A 20,109-nucleotide genomic window follows, 5' to 3' on the forward strand; every position below is an offset into this window, starting at 1 on the left:
TGGTGTTTTAGCGTAGCGACACCAACAACTTTTTATCTCATGTCCAGTACTCTAAGATTTTATTCTTTTAATATGCCCAAGAATTTTTTGATTTTTCTTGTCATACTCAATTTTTTTAGTTGTGTTGGCGCAGTATGTTTATATAAAGTAGAAATCATGCTTTGTTCAATCCATTCTTGAGGAGCATCGCTTTCAGAGTATTGATATTTGTTTACAGAGTTGGTTAGACGAATAACTTCATCTAACGGAACTCCTAAAAGAACAGCTATTTGGGTAATGGCTGTACGTTCCTCTGTTGCAACATCGTCGTCAGAACGAGCAATTACCATCAAATCAATCAATAAAATTTCTCTCAAAGGACTTCTAGCGATGTTTTGAGCGCAGAGCTGTACATCTATGCTGGCAGGGTGGCGAGAGTAAGCAGCCAATTTTTGTTGGTCTTCTTCTGAAAGGTTTGCTATTTCTGTAATTTTATCTAAAAAAGTGGCTTCATCATCAGACAAATGATGGTCGCTAAAAGCAATAAATATGATGAGCTGTAGATAAGCTAATTTTTCTTTGGTGCTACAACTATTTAAAACGTGTTCAAATTTATTATCCATTTATATTCAAATACAGAAACTAAAAATCTTTTTAAAAAACGAAGAGCTTAAAAAGCTCAAAATATTAAGCAAAATAGAAAAAAAATAACGATTTTTGCCAAAAAATAATTTTGGTGCAATCTTTTTGAGTGCCTTTGCAGCATTTTTACCTAAAAAGTAGTCTATTTAATTAAGTATTAATTTTTGATAAAGGTTTATTTTTGTGTACCAACTTTATATCAAGACTAATTTATCTATTTCTAAGTTAAAAAATGATTTTATGTTAAATATTGTAAATCGTTCTCTATTTTATTTTATTACCTTCATTGTATTTAGTTTTTCTTTGATTTCGTGTGGGGGAGATGACGAGCCAAAGCCAGTAGAACTTCCAGACCGTCCTGTTGTGGAATGGCAAAGTGTTCCAGAGTCAGGTACAATACTTTATACTGATGAAGCAGTAGTATTACAAGCTGTTAAGACGGGTGGGTATGTAAAAGAATTAGAATGGCAAATAAATGGAGTAAAAGTAACTAACTCACAAGAAATTATTATTAATGAAGACACAACGTCTATTTCTTTGGCTCATACTTTTGATACTCCAGGCAGATACGATGTGAGTTTGAGAGTTGCTAATGAAGGTGGTGAAACAACTATTATTCGTGTACTCAACTTTGAGGTGCGCCCAATTCCACCATTAGATTTATTAGCAGGACAGGTGTCTAAAACATGGAGATTTACTTCTATAAAGCTCAATGACGGTCCAGAGCTCATTAGAGATTATGAGGCAGACAATACACTCCAATTTTTTAGAGAAAATCAGACTGACCCCAACACAAATACTACATTTAACTGTGTTTTTGATAAAGGAACACTTACAAATGGGGAAACTGATTCGAATGGTAGATGGGAATTTGCTTTCAATGAAACCTATATCAAATTTTTCAGAATAAACATATTTCCAAATAATGCACGTATCATTGAATTGACTCCAACAGAAATGACTTTAGGAAGAAGAGAGGGAGAGTCAGAAGTTGTTTATAAACTTACTTTCGTTCAATAAATTTAATCCTGTTGGCTTATATAAAACAGTAAGTAGTAATTGAAATCTCTTTAAAAGGGAGTTTTTCTATTGAAAAGATAGAGAAACTCCCTTTTTTATTTGCTCTATTGAAAAAAAATAAAATTATTTTTTTTGTATTTTTTTAAGAATTTATGTTATGGTTAATAAAGTTAATTTGTTTTTAGAGAAAAGTGCTGAAAAACTGTTTCTTGTACTTTTTTAGAGTGTTTTTGTTAAACATAAGTACATTGTTGAAAAAAATAGTAAAGGAGGTAAATTGTATTTTTTTGATAAAATAATAGTGTTGCTATTGTATTTTATATAGAGATTGTTTTGTTAATAGTTTGTAAATAAGAAAGTTATATGTTTTATTTGTGATATAGTTATGCACGCATACTATATTTGGTTTCATTAAATAACTTTGCTTTTTGAAAGTATATTCAATGAAAATAAGAAAGTGATTGATTCACTTAATTACTCTTTAATGTAACTTATTATTTAAAATAGTTGCATTAGAGCTAATTTACAGATGAGTTGCAAATTTTTACACACAAACAATTAAATATCCCTTTATTATGAACAAAACTTTTCAATCTCTCGCACTGGCTTGTGTTTGCCTCCTTTTTAGCTTTGGAGCAGTTGCACAACAAATTCAAGAAAACAATCTTGTTCCTCCTACACAAATGAATAATGCTTCTGGAAGTCTTCTAGGAAGTGGAATAAGTGATGCAGGAAATATCTACTATGGCGCAACTCCTTCAAATCTTAGAGCAGGTTCTCCTGTAATTGTCTTTATTCATGGTTATTTTTCTCGTGCGAGTTCTTGGTGGATACTCAATGACATGTACAACAAAGCATACAATGATGGCTATCGTACAGCGTTCGTATCAGTACATCCAGATAAAAACATGTGGACAAATGGTCAGCTTTTCAGTAATATGTTAAATACTATTACAAACAAGATGGGAGTAAATAAAGTAGTGGTAGTCGCACACAGTAAAGGTGGCTTAGATACAGATGCAGCAGTAGTACATTATGGCGCACACACAAAAGTAGAGCGTGTTATTACACTTAGTACACCTCATTATGGAACGCCTTTGGCAGATTTAGCTCAAAGTGGTTGGGTGTCTTGGTTATCTTCTGTCTTCGGACAAGTAAATGAAGCTACTTACTGTCTTCAAACAGGTTATGCAAGTTATTTCCGTACACAAACGTCTAATCATCCAAATTATTCTAAAGCTAAGTTTCGTACAGTAGGTGCTTGGGGATATGGTCTTGTATTTTCAGTACCAGGAGTATATCTTGACTTAAATGGAGGTAGTGCATTCACAGGTGGAAATGATGGAGTTGTTACTTACAAAAGTTCAAAACGTCCTGACGCTATGCATTTATTAGGTGGATTCGGAAATTGGAGAACAAACTACAATCACCTTGAAGTACAACAAGGTTACTCTATGTGGAGTACTATAAAAAGCAATCTGCCTTATACACTTTCAAAAACAAGTGCTGGAGGAGTAAAGTATGAAAAAGCAACTAACCCAAATGCAGTAGTTGAAAGTAGAGTACAAGTTCTTAGCTCTGAAAAGACAAGTCGTACTTTTACAGTAGAAGAAGGCGTTACAGAAACAATGTTAGACCTTCATTTCTTAAACGAAAATGAAGAGTTTACAATTACTTCTCCAAGTGGAAAGCAAATAAACCCTAGCATTTTACGACGTGTTGGAGAGCAAACAGATGATTTATTAGGAGGTTATACCACAACGTTTAAAATAGAAAGTCCAGAAGCAGGAATGTATTCTATTGAATCTAAAGATGCTTTTGTAGCATTAGTTACAGCAAATGAAGGTATCGGTTTGCGTATGACAAGTGATTTGAATGATGATAAGTATTACTACAATGTTGGTGAAACTATCAATTTGAATATTGATATTTTGAATGAAAAGGGCATCAATGTAGCAGGTGCAAAAGTAACAGGTGTAATGAATCTTACATCTAGTGATGGAAAGTCTAAAAATGCAGTTGTATTAGAGTTTAAGCAGCAAAACGGACAATTTACAGCATCTGTAAATGAAACATTGGAAGAAGGTATTTATAGTGTTGCTATCCAAGCTGAAAATGGAAACTTTAGTAAGTCTTTAATTACAAGTATTGCAGTAGTAGATGGCGTTCTTCATACATTAGGCAAAAACGATGTAAATGATATGGAAAAAAATGAAGTCGAATCTATCAAGTTACTTCTTTCATATCCTAATCCTTTCAATGCTCAAACAACAGTTAAATTTGAGTTAAAGAGTTCAGCATCTTCAGTGCTTACTATCTATGATGCAGTAGGTCGTAGTGTGGAAACCGTTGATTTGTCGTCTTACGGAATCGGAACTCACGAATATGTATGGAATGTAAAAGGCAATATGAATAGTGGTCTTTACATTGCTGAAATCCGTAATGGCAACGAGCGTGTAACTCAGACAATGATTTACTCAAAATAATTTGAGAATCTATCTCATTTGTGCTCTTTACACATAACATAATATTTGAGGTATCGAAAGCAATTTATAAACTGACTTTCGTTTCCCTCCTTTGAGAAGAAAAAAACAAATCTTCTTAGTAGAGAAATAATTTAAAAATCGTTGAAAAGGGTGTTTTTCTATCGGAAAGATAGAGAAATACCCTTTTTTATTTGGTTTAACAGAAAAAATTTAAAAAAAAATGAAACTTTTTTCTTGGACTTTTTAAAGAATTTTTGACTTGATTAATTAAATTAACTTTTTGGGTGATAACAGACTAAAAAACTGCTTTGTGTATGTTTTGAAGTGTTTTTAAACTGCGTTGGTACATTTTTTTTAAAAATAGTAAAGGAAGTAAATTGTATTTTTTTAATAAATTGATAGTAATGCTATCAATTTGAAATACCTTACATTTGTAGTAAAGACTTGCAAATCAGAAAGTTATGTGTTTACTTTGTGTTATAGTTATGCAAGCATACTATATAAAAGAACATTAAATGACTGTTGGTCATACTTTGAAAATTTCAAATAAATTAGATACTCATTAATTTAGTTAATTAACTTTCTATGTAATTTATTTTTAAAAACGCTTTTTCTAGTCATTTGAAGATAAATTATAAATTTTACACACAAACAGTTAAATATCCCTTATTATGAAAAAGATTTTCCAATCTATAATTGCATTTTTTGTTTTCTTACTTCTTAGCTTTGGTGCAGTAGCACAGCAAGTACAAGAAACTAATCTTGTAGCTCCAACACAAATGACTAGCGTTGCTGGTGACATCTTAGGAAGTGGAGAAAGCGATGCAGGTAATATTTATTATGGAGCAACTCCTTCTAACCTTAGAGCAGGCTCTCCAGTAATTGTTTTTATCCACGGCTATTCTTCTCGTGCCAGCACTTGGTGGGATGGAAATGATATGTATAGCAAGGCATATAATGATGGGTATCGTACAGCTTTTGTTTCTGTAAACCCAGATAAAGATATGTGGGTAAACGGTCAGCTTTTCAATAGTATGTTAGGTACGATTACAAATCGCTATGGTGTAAATAAAGTAGTAGTAGTAGCGCATAGTAAAGGTGGTTTGGATACAGATGCAGCCTTAGTACATTATGGCGCACATACGAAAGTAGATAGAGTAATTACTCTTAGTTCTCCTCACTTCGGAACTCCTTTAGCAGATTTAGCTCAAAGTGGTTGGGTGTCTTGGTTATCAAGTGTATTTGGTCAAGTAAACGATGCTACAAACAGTCTTCAAACAGGTTATGCTAGTTATTTCCGTTCTCAAACAGATAATCATCCAAACCGTCCAAAAACTAACTTCCGTACAGTAGGAGCTTGGGGATATGGTGGTGTTCTTTTAGTACCAGGATGGTATCTAAACTGGAATGGTGGAGGTAGCAGCACAGGTGGAAACGATGGTGTAGTACCTTATCACAGTACAAAACGTCCTAACTCTACTACGCTCCATAGTGGATATGGAAACTCTACAACCAATCTTGACCACAGCGAAGTACACGAAGGAAGATATATGTGGTCAACTGTAAAGAGTAACTTGCCTTATACACTTTCAAAAACAGGTGGCAAGCCAGTAGAAGGTGGTATTACTACAAATCCAAATGCAGTTATTGAGAGTAGAGTACAAGTTCTTAGCTCTGAAAAATCTAGCCGTAACTTTATGGTAGAAGAAGGAGTAACAGAAACTTCATTAGATATTCATCACTTAGAAGCAAACAACAATTTTGTAATAGTTGCTCCAAACGGAGAAAGAGTTAGCCCTAAGTTTGTACGTGTTGGAGAGAAAGCAAACGATTTATTAGGTGGCTATGCTACAACACTTACCATAGAAAATCCACAAGTAGGAACATATTCTATTGAATCTGAAGGTGCATTTGTAGCTTTAGTAACTGCAAATGAAGGCGTTGGTCTTCGTATGACAAGTGATTTGAATGACAAAAAATATGTTTATAATGTTGGTGAAACTATCAACTTAAACATTGCTCTTTTAAACGAAAAAGGAATCAATACGGCAGCTACGAAAGTAACAGGTGTAATGACACTTACTTCTAACAATGTTGAAAATCAAAATGCAGTAGTATTAGAATTCAATCAGAACAACGGACAATTTACAGCATCTGTAAACGAAACATTGGAAGAAGGTATTTATAGCATTGCTATCCAAGCTGAAAATGGAAACTTTAGCAAGTCTTTAGTTACAAGTATTGCAGTTGTAGATGGTGTTCTTCATACGCTAGGAAGCAACGACATTGACCCAATCAGAGAAAACGAAGTAGAATCTATCAAATTACTTCCTTCTTTCCCTAATCCATTCAATACTCAAACAACAATTAGCTTTGAGCTAAAAAATTCGGATGCTGCTGTTCTTACTATCTATGATGCAGTAGGTCGTAGTGTTGAAACAGTTGATTTGTCTTCTTACGGAATCGGAACGCACCAATATGTTTGGAATGTAAAAGGTAACTTGAAAAGTGGTCTTTATATCGCTGAAATCCGTAACGGAAAAGAGCGTGTAACTCAAACAATGGTATATTCTAAATAAGAATAAAATAAGTCTTTGAATTTTCAGAGAAATAAAAATAGAAAAGCAGAAAGTCGTGAGGCTTTCTGCTTTTTTTGTGTAAATAATGTAGAACACACTTTAGTGTGTGAAAATAAAGGCAAAACATATTTTTTTAGAAAATGCACGCTCAAATATAGCTTGAATAGCTACTCTTTTGTACTTTTGTACTCAAACAAATGCCGTTGTTGGTGTTCCTACCAACGACAAGACAACTTCAAAAACTCATTTCAATCTACTTCAAAATGGCTTCATACAAGAAAAACGACAAAGAATTTTTAGAAAACATGACATCTCAAGTGCGTAGAGATATTGTCAGAATGGTGCATCAAGTAAATTCTGGACACCCAGGAGGCTCTCTTGGCTGTGCTGAACTTTTTGTAGCACTCTATTTTGAAATTATGGAACACAACCCTTCTTTCGATATGAATGCAAACGGAGAAGATTTATTTTTCCTCTCTAATGGGCATATTTCGCCAGTATGGTATAGTGTTTTGGCTCGTAGTGGTTATTTTAGTATTAATGAAATGGCTACTTTCCGTAAAATCAATTCTCGTTTGCAAGGACACCCAGCCACAGAAGAGGGATTGGAAGGTATTCGAATTGCTTCTGGTTCTCTCGGACAAGGGCTTTCTGTAGCGATAGGCGCAGCTCTGTCTAAAAAGATGAATCACGATGATAAAACAGTTTTTGTTTTGATGGGAGATGGCGAGCAGCAAGAAGGACAAGTTTGGGAAGCAGCTATTTTTGCAGCACACCAAAAAGTGGATAATCTTATTGCCATTATTGATGCCAATGGAAGACAAATAGACGGAGACGTAGAAGACGTAATGGCACTTGGCGCACTAAAAGGCTTAGAAGAAAAATATACATCTTTCGGTTGGAATGTTTTGGTATGTGAGAATGGAAATGATTTTGATGCGCTTATTCCAGTAATCAGAAAGGCACAAGAAGCATTAGGAAATGAAAAGCCAGTCATGATTCTGATGAAAACAGAAATGGGACATGGCGTAGATTATATGATGGGAACACACAAGTGGCATGGCGTAGCTCCAAATGATGAGCAGTTAGAAACAGCTCTTGCTCAAAACGAGGCGACTTTTGGAGATTATTAATAAAATTGAAGTATAGCTCAAAACAACAAACACCTCTACAAAAATGGAGGTGTTTTTGTTTTAGCAATACAATGTTGTCAGTAATTTTTATTGTAAAATCCCAAATAAATCGTTTTTTTTGTAACAGAACAAGAAAAAAGTAAATACCTAGCACACAATACAAACTATGGCAGAAAACCAAACCAAAAAAAGCAATACCACACACAGCAGTCCTTCCAAATCGGAAAAGGAAAATGTGCAATTCAATATTAATGAAGACGCAAACAAACAGCTTGTTTTTCAGCTTCAAGCCAAATATGAAAAAGTAAAGCTAGGAGGTGGTCAGAAAAAAATAGACAAACACAAATCTAAAGGCAAACTCACAGCTAGAGAACGTATCAATTATCTTTTAGATAAAGATGAAGAAGGAAATACAACATATTTCAATGAAATTGGTGCTTTTGTAGGTGATGATATGTACAATGAGTGGGGAGGTTGTCCTTCGGGTGGCGTAGTTACTGGAATGGGCTACGTGAGTGGAAGGCTCTGTATGATTGTCGCTAATGATGCGACAGTAAAGGCTGGAGCATGGTTTCCCATCACAGGAAAAAAGAATCTAAGAGCGCAAGAAATTGCAATGGAAAATAAAATTCCAATTATTTATCTAGTCGATAGTGCAGGTATATTTTTGCCTCTGCAAGATGAAATTTTTGCAGATAAAGAACATTTTGGTAGAGTTTTTAGAAACAATGCTCAAATGTCTGCTGAAGGAATTGTACAAGTTTCTGCCATTATGGGAAGCTGTGTAGCTGGTGGAGCTTATTTGCCAATTATGTCTGATGAGGCTCTCATTGTTGAGGGAACAGGTTCAGTATTTTTAGCAGGTCCTTATCTTGTAAAATCTGCTATTGGAGAAGATATAGACCAAGAAACACTAGGAGGCGCAGCTACTCACTGCGAAATTTCTGGCGTAACGGATAACAAATATCCGAATGATGAGGCGTGTTTGGATGCCATAAAAAATATTATAGATAAGATTGGAGAGCCTGAAAGTGCAGGGTTCAATAGAAGCGAGCCACAACTTCCAACAAAAAACATGGAAGAACTCTATGGTGTTTTGCCTGCCGACCGTACAAAGCCGTACGATATGAGAGACATTATCGAAAGGATAGTCGATAATTCAGATTTTGAAGAGTATAAAAAAGACTATGGCAAGACAATTTTGTGTGGACATGCACGCATAGATGGTTGGGCGGTTGGCATTGTAGCTAATCAGAGAACCATCTTGAAAAGTGGTAAGAAAGAAATGCAAATGGGAGGTGTTGTCTATTCTGATTCAGCAGACAAGGCAGCTCGTTTTATCATGACATGTAATCAAAAGAAAATTCCACTTTTATTCTTACACGATGTTACTGGTTTTATGGTTGGTAGTCGTTCCGAACACGGAGGGATTATCAAAGATGGAGCAAAATTAGTTTCTGCAATGGCAAATAGCGTTGTTCCTAAATTTACCATTGTTGTAGGAAATTCGTATGGTGCTGGAAACTATGCAATGTGTGGAAAGGCGTATGACCCTCGTCTGATGCTTGCTTTCCCAACGGCTAAAATTGCTGTTATGAGTGGTGCTTCGGCTGCCAAAACGCTACTTCAAATTCGTGTAGCTTCTGAAAAGGCAAAAGGAAAAGAAGTTTCGAAGGAAGAAGAAGAAAAACTATTGGCTGAAATTACGGCAAGCTACGAAAAACAAACTACGCCGTATTATGCTGCGGCTCGTTTATGGATTGATGCCATTATTGACCCACTAGAAACTCGTCAGATTATATCTATGGGAATTGAAGCTGCCAATCAAGCACCGATTACGAAGCGTTATAATGTAGGCGCAATTCAAACTTAGAAATCAGTTTTCAGTAAACAGTAATCAGTTACCAGTTTAATGCAAAAGGCAATCGTTTTATAAAAATGATTGCCTTTTTTATTTCTTCATAGTATATTTTTATATTTGACCTCATCGTCTTTCAGTTATCCTGCTTTTTATCCTATAAATCCTTTACTAATCAGTCATATAACAAGGTAGAATTAATGAAAAACCAAATCAAAGAAACCATAAAAGGAGATTGGAAAATTATTCGTATTTCTAAAGACGATGAAGAAGTTGTAAAAAATCAAATCATAAATGTTGATATTGAGGAGTATCAGCTCATACATATCCCTACCAATAAAGTTGTCAAAATAGTTAGAAGCTATGAGCAGCTAACTTCTGTAGGTTCGTATGAGTATTTTGACTGGATTTCTTTTTCAGAAGATGGTTTGAGTATTTTTACTATCAGAGGGAAAGAGGAATTATTAGGTTTTTTGAAATAAATCATCTCTATTCTTCCATAAAAGGCTTGCAAATTCTCCAAGCCTTTTGATTTATCAACAACAATAACACACTTGTTATTTAATACTCCAACGTCTCAAAAATAATTTCTTCTTCTGCTACATTTCCTAGTTTATCTCTTACTTCCACCAAAATAGTGTAGCTTTTATTTTTAGCAAAACCACTTATTTTTCCGTTGTAAAGACGTTTTCCGCTTCCATTTATACGGTAATAAATTTGTTCGGTGTTGGTCTGTCCATCTTGCGCTCCCAAGAATAGCTGCACATACGAAGGATATGCTGTATTTCTAGTTTCATCTGGCAGCGTACTAAAGTGATAAAATACAGTCGGAGCTTCTGCATCAACAGCAAATTCTGTATTGATTACGTTTCTATTATTTACATTATCATAACCAATAATTTCCAAACTTTGCAAGCCAGATTGTTGTACATTAAATGGAGAATCATATTCTATTTCTTCTCCCTGCCCATTAAGTTTGTAGGTTAGGCGTTGTAAACCTGATTCTGAATCTGTAGCTGTTAATCTCAAATTTGTTTCTGGACTGATGTACAAAGTATTACCCTTTTTAAAAGTCTTTCCTTGATAATTATAACCCAATTTTGGCCCTGTCAAATCGACATAAACAGCACTTACATTGTGTCTATATGTATCAAAACGTGGGTCAATCGCTCCCTCAACACCTTGGTTTTCAGTATTATCAACAGCATAATAACGAATAGTATGCGTTCCAGATTTTGATGGTAAATAGAATGGGTCGTTATATTGTTTCCATTCTCCACCATCGATAGAATACCAAACTTCTTTCACCCCAGATTTATTATCCACAGCAGTAAGTTTGAGTTTTGTACGTCCAGAAAAATACACCTGTTGTCCTACAATAAACTTATCTCCCAAAACGTCTGCCGACATAATTGGTGCCGTTCTATCTAAATAAAATGTAAAAGATTGTTCAGTTTCTTCATTTTTAAGATAATCGGTAGAATAGAAATAAAGTGTATGATTTCCATCGCTCAAAGCCTGTAATGGAAGATTTCTTTTGTTGTAGTAAGGCTTCCAACTTTGCTCATCAAAACGATAAAATGTATTTTTTACTCCTACACTATTATCTTCTAAAGTAAAATAAATCTTTGTACCCAATGAAATTACATTTTCAGAGTTGATTCCGACTACATTATATGTACTTATTGGAGGCGTAACATCGACAGTAAATTCTTTACTATTTTCAGTTTCTATATTACCCACCTTATCTAATGAAAAATATCTTAGCAAGTGGTCGCCTTCCGAATCTATTGAAATTGTATTTGTATAGGGCTGATTTCCAAGTCCGTCAAGATTGAAGTAAAGCCCCTCTACTCCAGACATCTGGTCTTTTACGCTAAGGTCAATTTTTAAATCTCTCCCATAAAAAGTTGTTCCACTTCTGCGATACACATAAGGTGTAGTAAATTTTGAAGTAGAATTTGGTGGAAGTCCATCAGCATAAATTACATATTCATAACTGTTTCTAGGGTTTTTTCCATCACTGTGTTTTAGTATATGAACGCCATGTCCATCTAAAATAATAGGCTGAACAGAAATTTCCTTTTCTCCTACCTTTTTACCAGATAGAGGAATTTTTTCCCCATTAGGACTTGTAGAAATATGAAGATATACAGGTAAATCAGCTTGTTGGTAATATTTTCCGTTTTCATCTACATACGTACCAGAAAGGGAGTCTGTTTGTGCAGATGCATTAAAAAATGATAGGAAATAAATAAATAGAAATACAATAAATAATAGAGTGTATTTTTTTTTCATTTGAAAAGGATAAGACAGGGAATGAATAGCTTTACTTTTATTAGAATAAAAATCATTGAACTTTATCAAGAGTTCTAATCGATGAGGACATATTTCGATAAAATAACAGTTGTAAATTAAGAAATTTAAAGGGATTTATGCAAAATGAAACAAAGATTTATTTATTTGAAAGTATTTTATTAAGAATCATTCTAAATGATTACTTTTGTTGCTCACATCTTTTTTACAGATTCATTAATAGATATTTTAAGTTATGAAAAAAGCTTTTGGAATATTAGCTACACTGTTCTTTTTTGCCTTTTGTATTCAACAATATAAAATCCATTCTTTGGGTAAAAAAATGGAGCGTTTGGTAAAAAAAGTAGAAATTTCACAAGAACAACAAAATCTTGATAGCAAAATAAATACTACTTCAGAAGAAGATAAAGAACACTATGAACTTGCGATTGCAATGGCAAGAATGCAAGGCTATATGCAAAAACTTCACTTTGCAGGAGAGCACCAAAACTGGAAATTAGCACAGTTTTATACCCACGAATTAGAAGAAACAATGGAAGACATCATAGACCATAAAGTGATGGATGATGGAAAAAATATTAGTAGTTTAGTCAAAACGATGGCGTTTCCGAATATAGAAAAATTAGAAAAAACAATAAAATCAGAAGATAAGGCTTCTTTTGTAGAAGGGTATCAATTACTTTTGCGTTCGTGTAATAATTGCCATGTTGCCAGCAATCATCAATTTATCAAAATCACTACTCCAAAAAATGCAGATGTTATCAACCAAGATTTTAAATAATATTGAGTTGTGGATTATTAGTGATAAATGATTAATGAAAACACTAACTATATTATAACTTTTGAATCGACAGAATTATCCACTTATTTTCATAACGCTTTTTATAGTTCTGATTTTTTTGTTTGGACTAAATATGTCGTTGGGTTCGGTGTCTATTCCCTTTTCTGAAATTTGGACAATTATTTTTCAAAAAACAGCTTCCAAAAATTCTTGGATTACGATTGTTTGGGAATTTAGATTACCCAAAGCCTTAACTGCTATAATTGTTGGAATGGCTCTTTCTGTAAGTGGTTTACAGATGCAGACTTTGTTTCGAAATCCCTTAGCAGGACCTTTTGTGCTTGGGATTAGTTCTGGGGCAAGTTTGGGAGTTGCAATTTTGATGCTTTTTGTGTCTAGTCTTTCAGCCAATCATTTTTTGAGTGCTTTTTTGTCTCAAGGTTCTCTTTGGCAAACTAGCATTGCCTCTACACTTGGAGCAGCTTTAGTATTGAGTTTGGTTATTGTGGCTTCTATCAGAATTTCAAATAATATGGCTCTCTTGATTGTAGGATTGATGTTTGGTAGCGCAACAGGTGCAATCGTAAGTATTTTACAATATTTTAGTGAGGCAGAAGCGATAAAATCGTATTTACTTTGGACATTTGGTAGCCTTTCTCAAGTAACTTGGGATAAATTACCTTTTTTGATAGCATTAAATATATCAGGGATTTTTGCTACTTGGGCAATGCACAAACCACTAGATGCACTGCTTTTGGGAGAGCGTTATGCTGAAAGTATGGGGCTTAGTCTTCAAAAAACTCGTTTAGGAATTATTTTTACTACAAGTCTTTTGGCTGGAAGTATTACAGCTTTTTGTGGTCCGATTGGTTTTATTGGCTTGGCAGTTCCTCATTTAATCAAAATTTTAATAAAAACGGCTCGTCATCAAATTCTGATTCCTGCTGTGGCATTGGGTGGAGCAATTTTACTTTTGGCTTGTGATAGCATTTCCCAACTTCCTATGTCTTCAAAAGTATTGCCTATCAATGCAGTAACTTCTCTTGTAGGTGCACCTGTCGTAATTTGGGTAATTCTGAAAAAACGCAGTCTTTAAACAAACTATTGAGCTAAGATAGATGAAGTTTATATAATTTATCATTAATAATTTATCATTTATCATTCAATCCAGTATCTTTGCACTATGAAAGAAACTACTCCACTATCAGAATCACATGTAGAAACAGAATTTTCTTCTGTTGCTCATCAAATTGCTTCGATGCTTTTGGAAATTGAAGCTGTTAAGCTACGCCCTCATGAGCCTTTTCAGTGGGCTTCGGGCTGGAACTCCCCTATTTATTGCGACAATCGTCTGACACTTTCTTATCCAAAAGTAAGGACTTTTATTACAAAAGCTCTAGCTAATATGATAAGAGAAGAATTTCCAGATGTTACGGCTATTGCTGGTGTCGCAACGGCAGGGATTCCACAAGCAGCTCTTGTAGCACACGAACTTGACTTGCCTATGCTCTATATTCGTTCCAAACCCAAAGAACACGGAACACAAAGTCAGATTGAAGGTAAGTTAAATCCAGATGACAAGGTAGTTTTGATAGAGGATTTGATTTCTACTGGACAAAGCTCTCTTTCAGCAGCTCACGTTTTGCAAGCCACACAAGCTAAAGTAATTGGAATGGCTGCTATTTTTACATATAGTTTTGACAGAGCAAGTCGTAATTTCTCACAGGCAGCCATTAACCTAAAAACGCTTTGTGATTATCCTACACTCATTGAGCAAGCCATTACTCAAAACTATTTGGAAGAAGAAGACCACGAAATCTTGACAAAATGGAGAGATAAGCCTGAAAGTTGGATGCCAAAAAAGAGATAGATTTATCTTTTCTGTGAGCCACAGAAAAGAGGAAAATAAAAAAGTAGGGTAAAGGCTCGCCTTTGACAAAATTTGATAAAAAGTATTTTCAATCAAGAATGAGCTATTTTAGTAAAACCATAGAACACTTACGCCATTATGAGGAGGTTTTTCTGTTTGGAAATCTTTTATCCATTTCTGAAAAGGAGAAAGAAAGTGTCATTGACTTGCTCAGTATAGAATACAAAATTGAAAGTGTAGAGCATCCACAACCTTCTCCTGTTTTTGATGCAAAAGCTGCTTTGTGGGCTGCTCAAACGGTTTATATAGCTGCTCAACTTATTTTGTATAGAGAAACAGATGTAAAAGATTTGCCTTCACTTTTTCCATCTTTTGAAGATGAAAATAAAATTACGGCTTCTCAAATGCTTTCGGCAGATTTGTGCTTGCGCTTTTTGCCAGCAATTTTGATACAAGCTCAAACCATTGACCCAGAAGACGAACTGATTGCCCTAGTAGAAAAACACTTAATAGATTTTCATTATTCTGCTATCGGTTATGGATTTCGTTTTCATGAAAAAGAAGATGTCAAAACTTTAGTCTCACATTCTGATTTAGAATTACTTTTCAATGATAAAATCTTCTTACAACTTTATGCAGATAGAGTTTTTGAAAAAAAAGACCTTAACTTTGCATCTTTTCCTTTCATAAATGAGAAATTAAAATCTGATTTTGGAATGTATGCCCATCAGTTTTGGAAGGAATTTGAATTAAATAAACAACAATAGAATTATTAAAAATGGATACGAACAACGTATTACAGAGCAGTCAGATAGATTTTGAAAAACAAAATGGACTTATTCCAGCCATTATTCAAGATAGTAAAACCATGCGTGTCTTGATGCTTGGTTTTATGAATCAAGAAGCCTTTGAAAAAACACAACAAGAAGGAAAAGTTACTTTTTTTAGTCGAACAAAAAATCGTCTTTGGACAAAGGGAGAAACTTCTGAAAATTTCCTGTACGTAGAAAAAATGCACTTAGACTGTGATAATGACACACTTCTTATTTTTGTAAGACCAGAAGGCGAAGTATGTCATAAAGGAGAAGATACTTGTTTTGGAAAGGAGAAAAATACTGCCAATATTCATTTTTTACAGCATTTAGAAAATACGATTGAGAAGAGAAGCGAAGATATTCCAGAAAATGAAAATTCTTATACTAGAAAACTATTGAATAAAGGCGTTCATAAAGTGGCTCAAAAAGTAGGGGAGGAAGCAGTAGAAGTTGTTATTGATGCCATGAGAGCAGACAAAGAACGCTTCAAAGAAGAATGTGGCGACTTACTCTATCACTTGCTTGTTTTGATGCGTTCGCAGGATGTAAAAATAGATGAAGTTATGGAAGTCTTGGAAAAAAGACATAAGTAAATCTCATCTTTAGAAAACAGGTAATTTCTGTATCATTTTATAAGATACATTTTTAGTGTCATCTGTCGTCTTCATAAAAATAGCTCTTTCCATTCCATTGGTTATCATCACAAAAGGAGCATCTATACAATAATTATAGACAGCTACTTGCGAAAACACATCAGAAGAAAGGCGAATATGAGCAGCCTTACATTCTACAACTAAAAACGGAGTGCCATCTCTATCAAAAACTAAAATGTCAGTACGTTTTTTTCGTTCTTGGTAGAGGTGTTCACTTTCTACTTGCATTAGGTTTTTAGAATAATTATTGGCAAGGAGAAAATGCACAACATGTTGTCTTACCCATTCTTCTGGTGTAAGGATAATCCATTTTTTACGAATAATGTCGAATATCTGATATTTACTTTTATTTTTTGAATTTCCTGCAACTTTGTCAGACTTAGACGCTACTTGCCTAATTTTAGCTTCAAAAGAAGGAATGTTGAGTTTGGGAAACAATTTTTTTGAATGATGAATGGTTAGTGATGAAATATTTATTCAGCGAAGCTAATGATAAATGAAAATACAAATTATTCTTTGTAGAAATACGTTGTCTTATCTTAATCTTTGATTTTTCTTGAAAAGCATTTATATAATATGTAATTTGAAATAATTTTTTTGCCGTTGTTGGTGGAGATACCAACAACAATATTCAACTCTAAACACACGATACATGAGTAAAAATTATAATACTTCGTTTGAGGAGAGCCATTCTCTTCATGATATGTCTAAAAAAGAAAATATTGTCAAAGATTGGTTGCCACGCTATACAGGACGCAATTTAGAAGATTTTGGCGAATTTATTTTACTAACTAACTTTATTGGTTATGTAGAAAAATTTGCAGAGCGTTTTGGAGTGGAAGTAGAAGGAAGAAATAAGCCTATGCAAACAGCCACAGCCGATAATATTACCATCATTAATTTTGGAATGGGAAGCGCAATGGCTGCCACAGTAATGGATTTGCTCTCTGCCATTGAAATAAAAGCATTGCTATTTTTAGGAAAATGTGGAGGCTTAAAGAAAAAAAACGAGTTAGGAAGTTTTGTATTGCCTATTGCTGGCATTCGTGGCGAAGGAACAAGTAATGATTATTTACCAAGTGAAGTTCCTGCTTTACCTTCTTTTCGTATTCATAAATCGGCTTCTATTGTTATTCGTAATCATCAATTAGATTACTACACAGGAACAGTCTATACTACAAATCGCAGAGTTTGGGAACACGATACTAGCTTTAAAAAATATTTGGAAGATATGCGTGTGATGGCAATTGATATGGAAACAGCTACTATTTTTACAGTCGGTTTTGTCAATGAAATTCCTCGTGGTGCGCTACTTATGGTTTCAGACAATCCTATGATTCCAGAAGGAGTAAAAACTTCAAAAAGCGACTCAACAGTAACAGCACAGTTTGCAGAGCGTCATTTACAAGTTGGAATAGAAACGCTACAACGTATTGCAAAGTCGGGCGAATCGATGAAACACATGAGATTTGAATAAATGGAGAATGGACAATAAACAATTGAAAATTATATTTTGCATTTAATTAATCATTTATCACTAATTATTAACCATTTATCATTCCGTTGCCTTTTATATCGAAGAAAAATAAAAATCCTTTAGAAGAATCAAATTCAAAGGATTTTTTGCTTCGAAATGATAAAAAAAACAGTTATTTCTCAACGCCAAATTATTCTGTTTCTCTTCCTACTTATCATTCAGATTCAGAAAAACAAAAAACAGTTTCTATCCCAGCGTTTGAGCAGCAAGCCAGTTTTTCTCCCTTTTGGATAGCTTTTCCAGAACAAGAGCAAGATAGTGTACAAACTGACCTCATTTCTCGTTGGACTCTTACTGACAAAACACTCATTTATAAACGAGAAGGAAAACAAAAACGCTTCATTCTCTCTCAAATTTCAAAATTAGAACTTCGCTACAAACGTCTTATGTTTCCTCTTCTTTTGGGTGGAATTGGTGGAGCTTTTTCTATTGTAGCAAGCCTAAAAGGAGCATTAAATCTTTGGATTGGAATGGGACTGGGTGCAGTTGGGTTGCTACTTTTTTATTATGGAATAAAAGGAAGGTATCAGTTAGAAATTTATATGAAGAGTAATGCCGTTCATACTTTTTTTATAGAAGAAACAGGCAAAAAATGGGATAGTTTTTTTAAAAAACTCAATGAGTTTTGGAGAGCAAGTAAGTAAATGCCACAACCATTTAGATTTGAACCAATATGAATACAAAAGTAAATTTTAAATGGTCTAATTTTCTGCAAGGTGGATTATTGCTTTATGCAGGTGGTCTTTTTCTGCTGTATCGTTTTTTTCAGTCTTTGCAAGAGTTCTCACTTATCTCTCTTTTGGGATTGGTCGTAGGAATTATATTTCTTTTAATGGCTACTGGACTAACTTTTTTTGGTGATGTGGGAGGATTATTATTTTATCTACAAGAAAAAAAAGAAGAACATCAACTTTCTACTTTTGGAAAAAAATATCATCATTTATCAGATGAAGAATTTACTAATCAAATCTCTGAAATAGTAGAAAATATACCTTTATTTTTGAAATACAAGATTACAAATACTACAAATAATTTGGAACAAACTACTCAATACATCGTCGCACATACAAAATGGAGTTTGTCTAATGTGGAGTTTTTTATTAAAGAAGTACAAAAATATTAACTAATATCATTTTTTATGGCACATAGAACTAGAAGAAGAATCTGAATCAGCATTTTGTAAAAATTATTCAAAAATCATTATATTGTAATAAATCATTCAAAAACCTATTATTTATTAACTTAATTACTTCTATGAAATCGTATTCTTTTGTTCTATATTTTGTCATTGCTTTATTGTTTTCGTGTTCGCAAAATACTGAAAAAGTAAATGAACTCAATGAAAAAGCTACTAAATTAATTCTTGAAAACTTAAACTCTATTGACGAAGCATCTCACCAAGAAGCTATCAAATTATTAGATGAAGCACTAACCCTAGACCCTCAGAATGGTAAAGCTTACTTTAGCAAACATTATGCTCTTGTTCGCTTAGGAAAATACGAAGAAGCCATTACTACACTTCAAAATGGAATAAAAAATGTAAAGGATTTTCAAGTTGGAGATGCTCAAAGACAAATTGGATTTGTTTATGACCACATGGGAGAAGATGGAAAAGCCCAAGACCATTATTTGTCTGCTCTTCAAGCCTATCATCTTTCTACTAATGAGTTAGGCAATGATAGGTCTGACCCAAAAGTAATAAGAACTTATACTGAGAGAGCATTTACAATGATGTTTACAGAGGAAAAAAATACAGGTCTGAACGAACTCATAAGCATAGTAGAAGAAACACAAGATCCTAATGCTAGTTACTTATTAGAAGTTGCCAAAACAGACTTTAATAAGAAACAATACATTAAAGATTATTATGGTATTTAAGCAACAGCACAGCTGAAATATAACATCTGTCCCCTGCTCTGTGTACTACAAAACAGGGGATTATGATTATTATTTAAAACCTTTTATTTCTTCTTCTTCAGATACAGCATAAGCAGAATATGAAACAGAACATTTTAGCCTAGCTATTTGAGTTATCTCATCTGGGCTTAACTCCTCATTACATTGTGCATAATAAAGTCTATCAATCTCAATGTGCCAACTTTCAGCACCAGCACATTTTAGTTCATCTAGCATTGGTTCAAATGTATCAGCCAAGTGTTTAAATAATAAATCTCTATCTATATATTTAGGAACTTGATAAGATGCACTACCATACTTATAGGGTTCTCCTTTAAGTCTTCCTACTCTACAAATGTCATTAGGCTCATTTTTTTCGCTAAAGTTAAAATCTACTTCATTAGGTTTGAAGTCTTCTCCATATATTTCAAACGTTACTCTCCAAGACATCTTTTACTTATAAGTATATGTTTTTTTGATAAATTATTTTATTAAGTAGTTAGCTGGTATAATTTTGTTATTTTCAAAAGCTAGTGCAATTTTA

19 protein-coding genes are annotated in these 20,109 nt (G+C 33.8%); 15 read left to right on the forward strand and 4 right to left on the reverse strand.

The window, feature by feature from the left end; all coding sequences use genetic code 11:
• Window positions 1-59: 59 nt before the first annotated feature.
• Window positions 60-602, reverse strand: coding sequence for a hypothetical protein (locus tag QZ659_RS17200; RefSeq protein WP_291727734.1), 543 nt, complete (start codon window positions 600-602; stop codon window positions 60-62).
• Window positions 603-861: 259 nt separating this feature from the next.
• On the opposite strand from QZ659_RS17200, the gene QZ659_RS17205 reads away from it, so the two are divergent.
• The 6 genes from QZ659_RS17205 (at window position 862) to QZ659_RS17230 (ending at window position 10,179) form a co-directional block, all read left to right on the forward strand.
• On the forward strand, window positions 862-1,641 hold the full coding sequence (locus tag QZ659_RS17205; protein WP_291727736.1) for a lipocalin family protein: 780 nt from the start codon (window positions 862-864) through the stop codon (window positions 1,639-1,641).
• Between the two features lie 575 nt (window positions 1,642-2,216).
• Window positions 2,217-4,127: a T9SS type A sorting domain-containing protein gene (locus QZ659_RS17210; RefSeq protein ID WP_291727738.1), complete on the forward strand. Its 1,911-nt coding sequence runs from the start codon at window positions 2,217-2,219 to the stop codon at window positions 4,125-4,127.
• A 671-nt stretch (window positions 4,128-4,798) separates the two neighbouring features.
• Window positions 4,799-6,706, forward strand: coding sequence for a T9SS type A sorting domain-containing protein (locus tag QZ659_RS17215; RefSeq protein WP_291727740.1), 1,908 nt, complete (start codon window positions 4,799-4,801; stop codon window positions 6,704-6,706).
• 263 nt (window positions 6,707-6,969) lie between these two features.
• Window positions 6,970-7,839, forward strand: coding sequence for a transketolase (locus QZ659_RS17220; protein WP_291727742.1), 870 nt, complete (start codon window positions 6,970-6,972; stop codon window positions 7,837-7,839).
• Window positions 7,840-8,005: 166 nt separating this feature from the next.
• Entirely contained in the window at window positions 8,006-9,712 is a 1,707-nt protein-coding gene (locus QZ659_RS17225; RefSeq protein ID WP_291727744.1) for an acyl-CoA carboxylase subunit beta, read from the forward strand.
• Between the two features lie 185 nt (window positions 9,713-9,897).
• Window positions 9,898-10,179, forward strand: coding sequence for a hypothetical protein (locus QZ659_RS17230; protein WP_291727746.1), 282 nt, complete (start codon window positions 9,898-9,900; stop codon window positions 10,177-10,179).
• A gap of 79 nt (window positions 10,180-10,258) precedes the next feature.
• Here QZ659_RS17230 and QZ659_RS17235 read toward each other — a convergent pair whose 3' ends face one another.
• Entirely contained in the window at window positions 10,259-11,995 is a 1,737-nt protein-coding gene (locus QZ659_RS17235; RefSeq protein WP_291727747.1) for an OmpL47-type beta-barrel domain-containing protein, read from the reverse strand.
• 253 nt (window positions 11,996-12,248) lie between these two features.
• On the opposite strand from QZ659_RS17235, the gene QZ659_RS17240 reads away from it, so the two are divergent.
• The 5 genes from QZ659_RS17240 to hisIE all read left to right on the forward strand — a co-directional run bounded on the left by QZ659_RS17240 (window position 12,249) and on the right by hisIE (window position 16,072).
• Window positions 12,249-12,794, forward strand: coding sequence for a hypothetical protein (locus QZ659_RS17240; RefSeq protein ID WP_291727749.1), 546 nt, complete (start codon window positions 12,249-12,251; stop codon window positions 12,792-12,794).
• Window positions 12,795-12,855: 61 nt separating this feature from the next.
• The gene (locus tag QZ659_RS17245) at window positions 12,856-13,890 is read left to right on the forward strand and encodes an iron ABC transporter permease (protein WP_291727751.1); all 1,035 of its coding nucleotides are present in this window, start codon (window positions 12,856-12,858) and stop codon (window positions 13,888-13,890) included.
• A gap of 87 nt (window positions 13,891-13,977) precedes the next feature.
• On the forward strand, window positions 13,978-14,664 hold the full coding sequence (gene pyrE / locus QZ659_RS17250; protein WP_291727753.1) for an orotate phosphoribosyltransferase: 687 nt from the start codon (window positions 13,978-13,980) through the stop codon (window positions 14,662-14,664).
• Between the two features lie 98 nt (window positions 14,665-14,762).
• Window positions 14,763-15,431 (forward strand): hypothetical protein, encoded by a 669-nt coding sequence (locus QZ659_RS17255; RefSeq protein WP_291727754.1) that lies wholly within the window; start codon window positions 14,763-14,765, stop codon window positions 15,429-15,431.
• 11 nt (window positions 15,432-15,442) lie between these two features.
• Window positions 15,443-16,072 carry a bifunctional phosphoribosyl-AMP cyclohydrolase/phosphoribosyl-ATP diphosphatase HisIE gene (gene hisIE, locus QZ659_RS17260; RefSeq protein ID WP_291727755.1) on the forward strand — a complete coding sequence of 210 codons (630 nt, stop codon included), beginning with the start codon at window positions 15,443-15,445 and terminating at the stop codon, window positions 16,070-16,072.
• A gap of 9 nt (window positions 16,073-16,081) precedes the next feature.
• On the opposite strand, the gene QZ659_RS17265 is transcribed toward hisIE, so the two are convergent.
• The gene (locus QZ659_RS17265) at window positions 16,082-16,570 is read right to left on the reverse strand and encodes a type I restriction enzyme HsdR N-terminal domain-containing protein (protein WP_291727756.1); all 489 of its coding nucleotides are present in this window, start codon (window positions 16,568-16,570) and stop codon (window positions 16,082-16,084) included.
• Between the two features lie 265 nt (window positions 16,571-16,835).
• Between QZ659_RS17265 and QZ659_RS17270 the strand changes: the two genes are divergently transcribed.
• The 4 genes from QZ659_RS17270 (at window position 16,836) to QZ659_RS17285 (ending at window position 19,547) form a co-directional block, all read left to right on the forward strand.
• The gene (locus QZ659_RS17270) at window positions 16,836-17,609 is read left to right on the forward strand and encodes an AMP nucleosidase (protein WP_291727765.1); all 774 of its coding nucleotides are present in this window, start codon (window positions 16,836-16,838) and stop codon (window positions 17,607-17,609) included.
• 86 nt (window positions 17,610-17,695) lie between these two features.
• Window positions 17,696-18,313, forward strand: a complete 618-nt coding sequence (locus QZ659_RS17275) for a hypothetical protein (RefSeq protein ID WP_291727758.1) — start codon at window positions 17,696-17,698, stop codon at window positions 18,311-18,313.
• 29 nt (window positions 18,314-18,342) lie between these two features.
• Window positions 18,343-18,792 (forward strand): hypothetical protein, encoded by a 450-nt coding sequence (locus QZ659_RS17280; RefSeq protein ID WP_291727760.1) that lies wholly within the window; start codon window positions 18,343-18,345, stop codon window positions 18,790-18,792.
• A gap of 131 nt (window positions 18,793-18,923) precedes the next feature.
• On the forward strand, window positions 18,924-19,547 hold the full coding sequence (locus tag QZ659_RS17285) for a tetratricopeptide repeat protein (RefSeq protein WP_291727762.1): 624 nt from the start codon (window positions 18,924-18,926) through the stop codon (window positions 19,545-19,547).
• A 69-nt stretch (window positions 19,548-19,616) separates the two neighbouring features.
• On the opposite strand, the gene QZ659_RS17290 is transcribed toward QZ659_RS17285, so the two are convergent.
• Window positions 19,617-20,015: a hypothetical protein gene (locus QZ659_RS17290; RefSeq protein WP_291727764.1), complete on the reverse strand. Its 399-nt coding sequence runs from the start codon at window positions 20,013-20,015 to the stop codon at window positions 19,617-19,619.
• Window positions 20,016-20,109 lie beyond the last annotated feature (94 nt).

It is taken from the genome of Bernardetia sp. (assembly GCF_020630935.1).
Taxonomy (GTDB): domain Bacteria; phylum Bacteroidota; class Bacteroidia; order Cytophagales; family Bernardetiaceae; genus Bernardetia.

Excerpts from the sequence above, each read along its gene's own strand:
- QZ659_RS17205 (WP_291727736.1), top strand. The coding sequence starts at position 862 with ATGTTAAATATTGTAAATCGTTCTCTATTTTATTTTATTACCTTCATT.
- QZ659_RS17255 (WP_291727754.1), top strand. The coding sequence starts at position 14,763 with ATGAGCTATTTTAGTAAAACCATAGAACACTTACGCCATTATGAGGAG.
- pyrE (WP_291727753.1), top strand. The coding sequence starts at position 13,978 with ATGAAAGAAACTACTCCACTATCAGAATCACATGTAGAAACAGAATTT.
- QZ659_RS17280 (WP_291727760.1), top strand. The coding sequence starts at position 18,343 with ATGAATACAAAAGTAAATTTTAAATGGTCTAATTTTCTGCAAGGTGGA.
- QZ659_RS17215 (WP_291727740.1), top strand. The coding sequence starts at position 4,799 with ATGAAAAAGATTTTCCAATCTATAATTGCATTTTTTGTTTTCTTACTT.
- QZ659_RS17225 (WP_291727744.1), top strand. The coding sequence starts at position 8,006 with ATGGCAGAAAACCAAACCAAAAAAAGCAATACCACACACAGCAGTCCT.
- QZ659_RS17230 (WP_291727746.1), top strand. The coding sequence starts at position 9,898 with ATGAAAAACCAAATCAAAGAAACCATAAAAGGAGATTGGAAAATTATT.
- QZ659_RS17285 (WP_291727762.1), top strand. The coding sequence starts at position 18,924 with ATGAAATCGTATTCTTTTGTTCTATATTTTGTCATTGCTTTATTGTTT.
- QZ659_RS17210 (WP_291727738.1), top strand. The coding sequence starts at position 2,217 with ATGAACAAAACTTTTCAATCTCTCGCACTGGCTTGTGTTTGCCTCCTT.
- QZ659_RS17290 (WP_291727764.1), bottom strand. The coding sequence starts at position 20,015 with ATGTCTTGGAGAGTAACGTTTGAAATATATGGAGAAGACTTCAAACCT.
- QZ659_RS17220 (WP_291727742.1), top strand. The coding sequence starts at position 6,970 with ATGGCTTCATACAAGAAAAACGACAAAGAATTTTTAGAAAACATGACA.
- QZ659_RS17240 (WP_291727749.1), top strand. The coding sequence starts at position 12,249 with ATGAAAAAAGCTTTTGGAATATTAGCTACACTGTTCTTTTTTGCCTTT.
- QZ659_RS17235 (WP_291727747.1), bottom strand. The coding sequence starts at position 11,995 with ATGAAAAAAAAATACACTCTATTATTTATTGTATTTCTATTTATTTAT.
- hisIE (WP_291727755.1), top strand. The coding sequence starts at position 15,443 with ATGGATACGAACAACGTATTACAGAGCAGTCAGATAGATTTTGAAAAA.
- QZ659_RS17270 (WP_291727765.1), top strand. The coding sequence starts at position 16,836 with ATGTCTAAAAAAGAAAATATTGTCAAAGATTGGTTGCCACGCTATACA.
- QZ659_RS17200 (WP_291727734.1), bottom strand. The coding sequence starts at position 602 with ATGGATAATAAATTTGAACACGTTTTAAATAGTTGTAGCACCAAAGAA.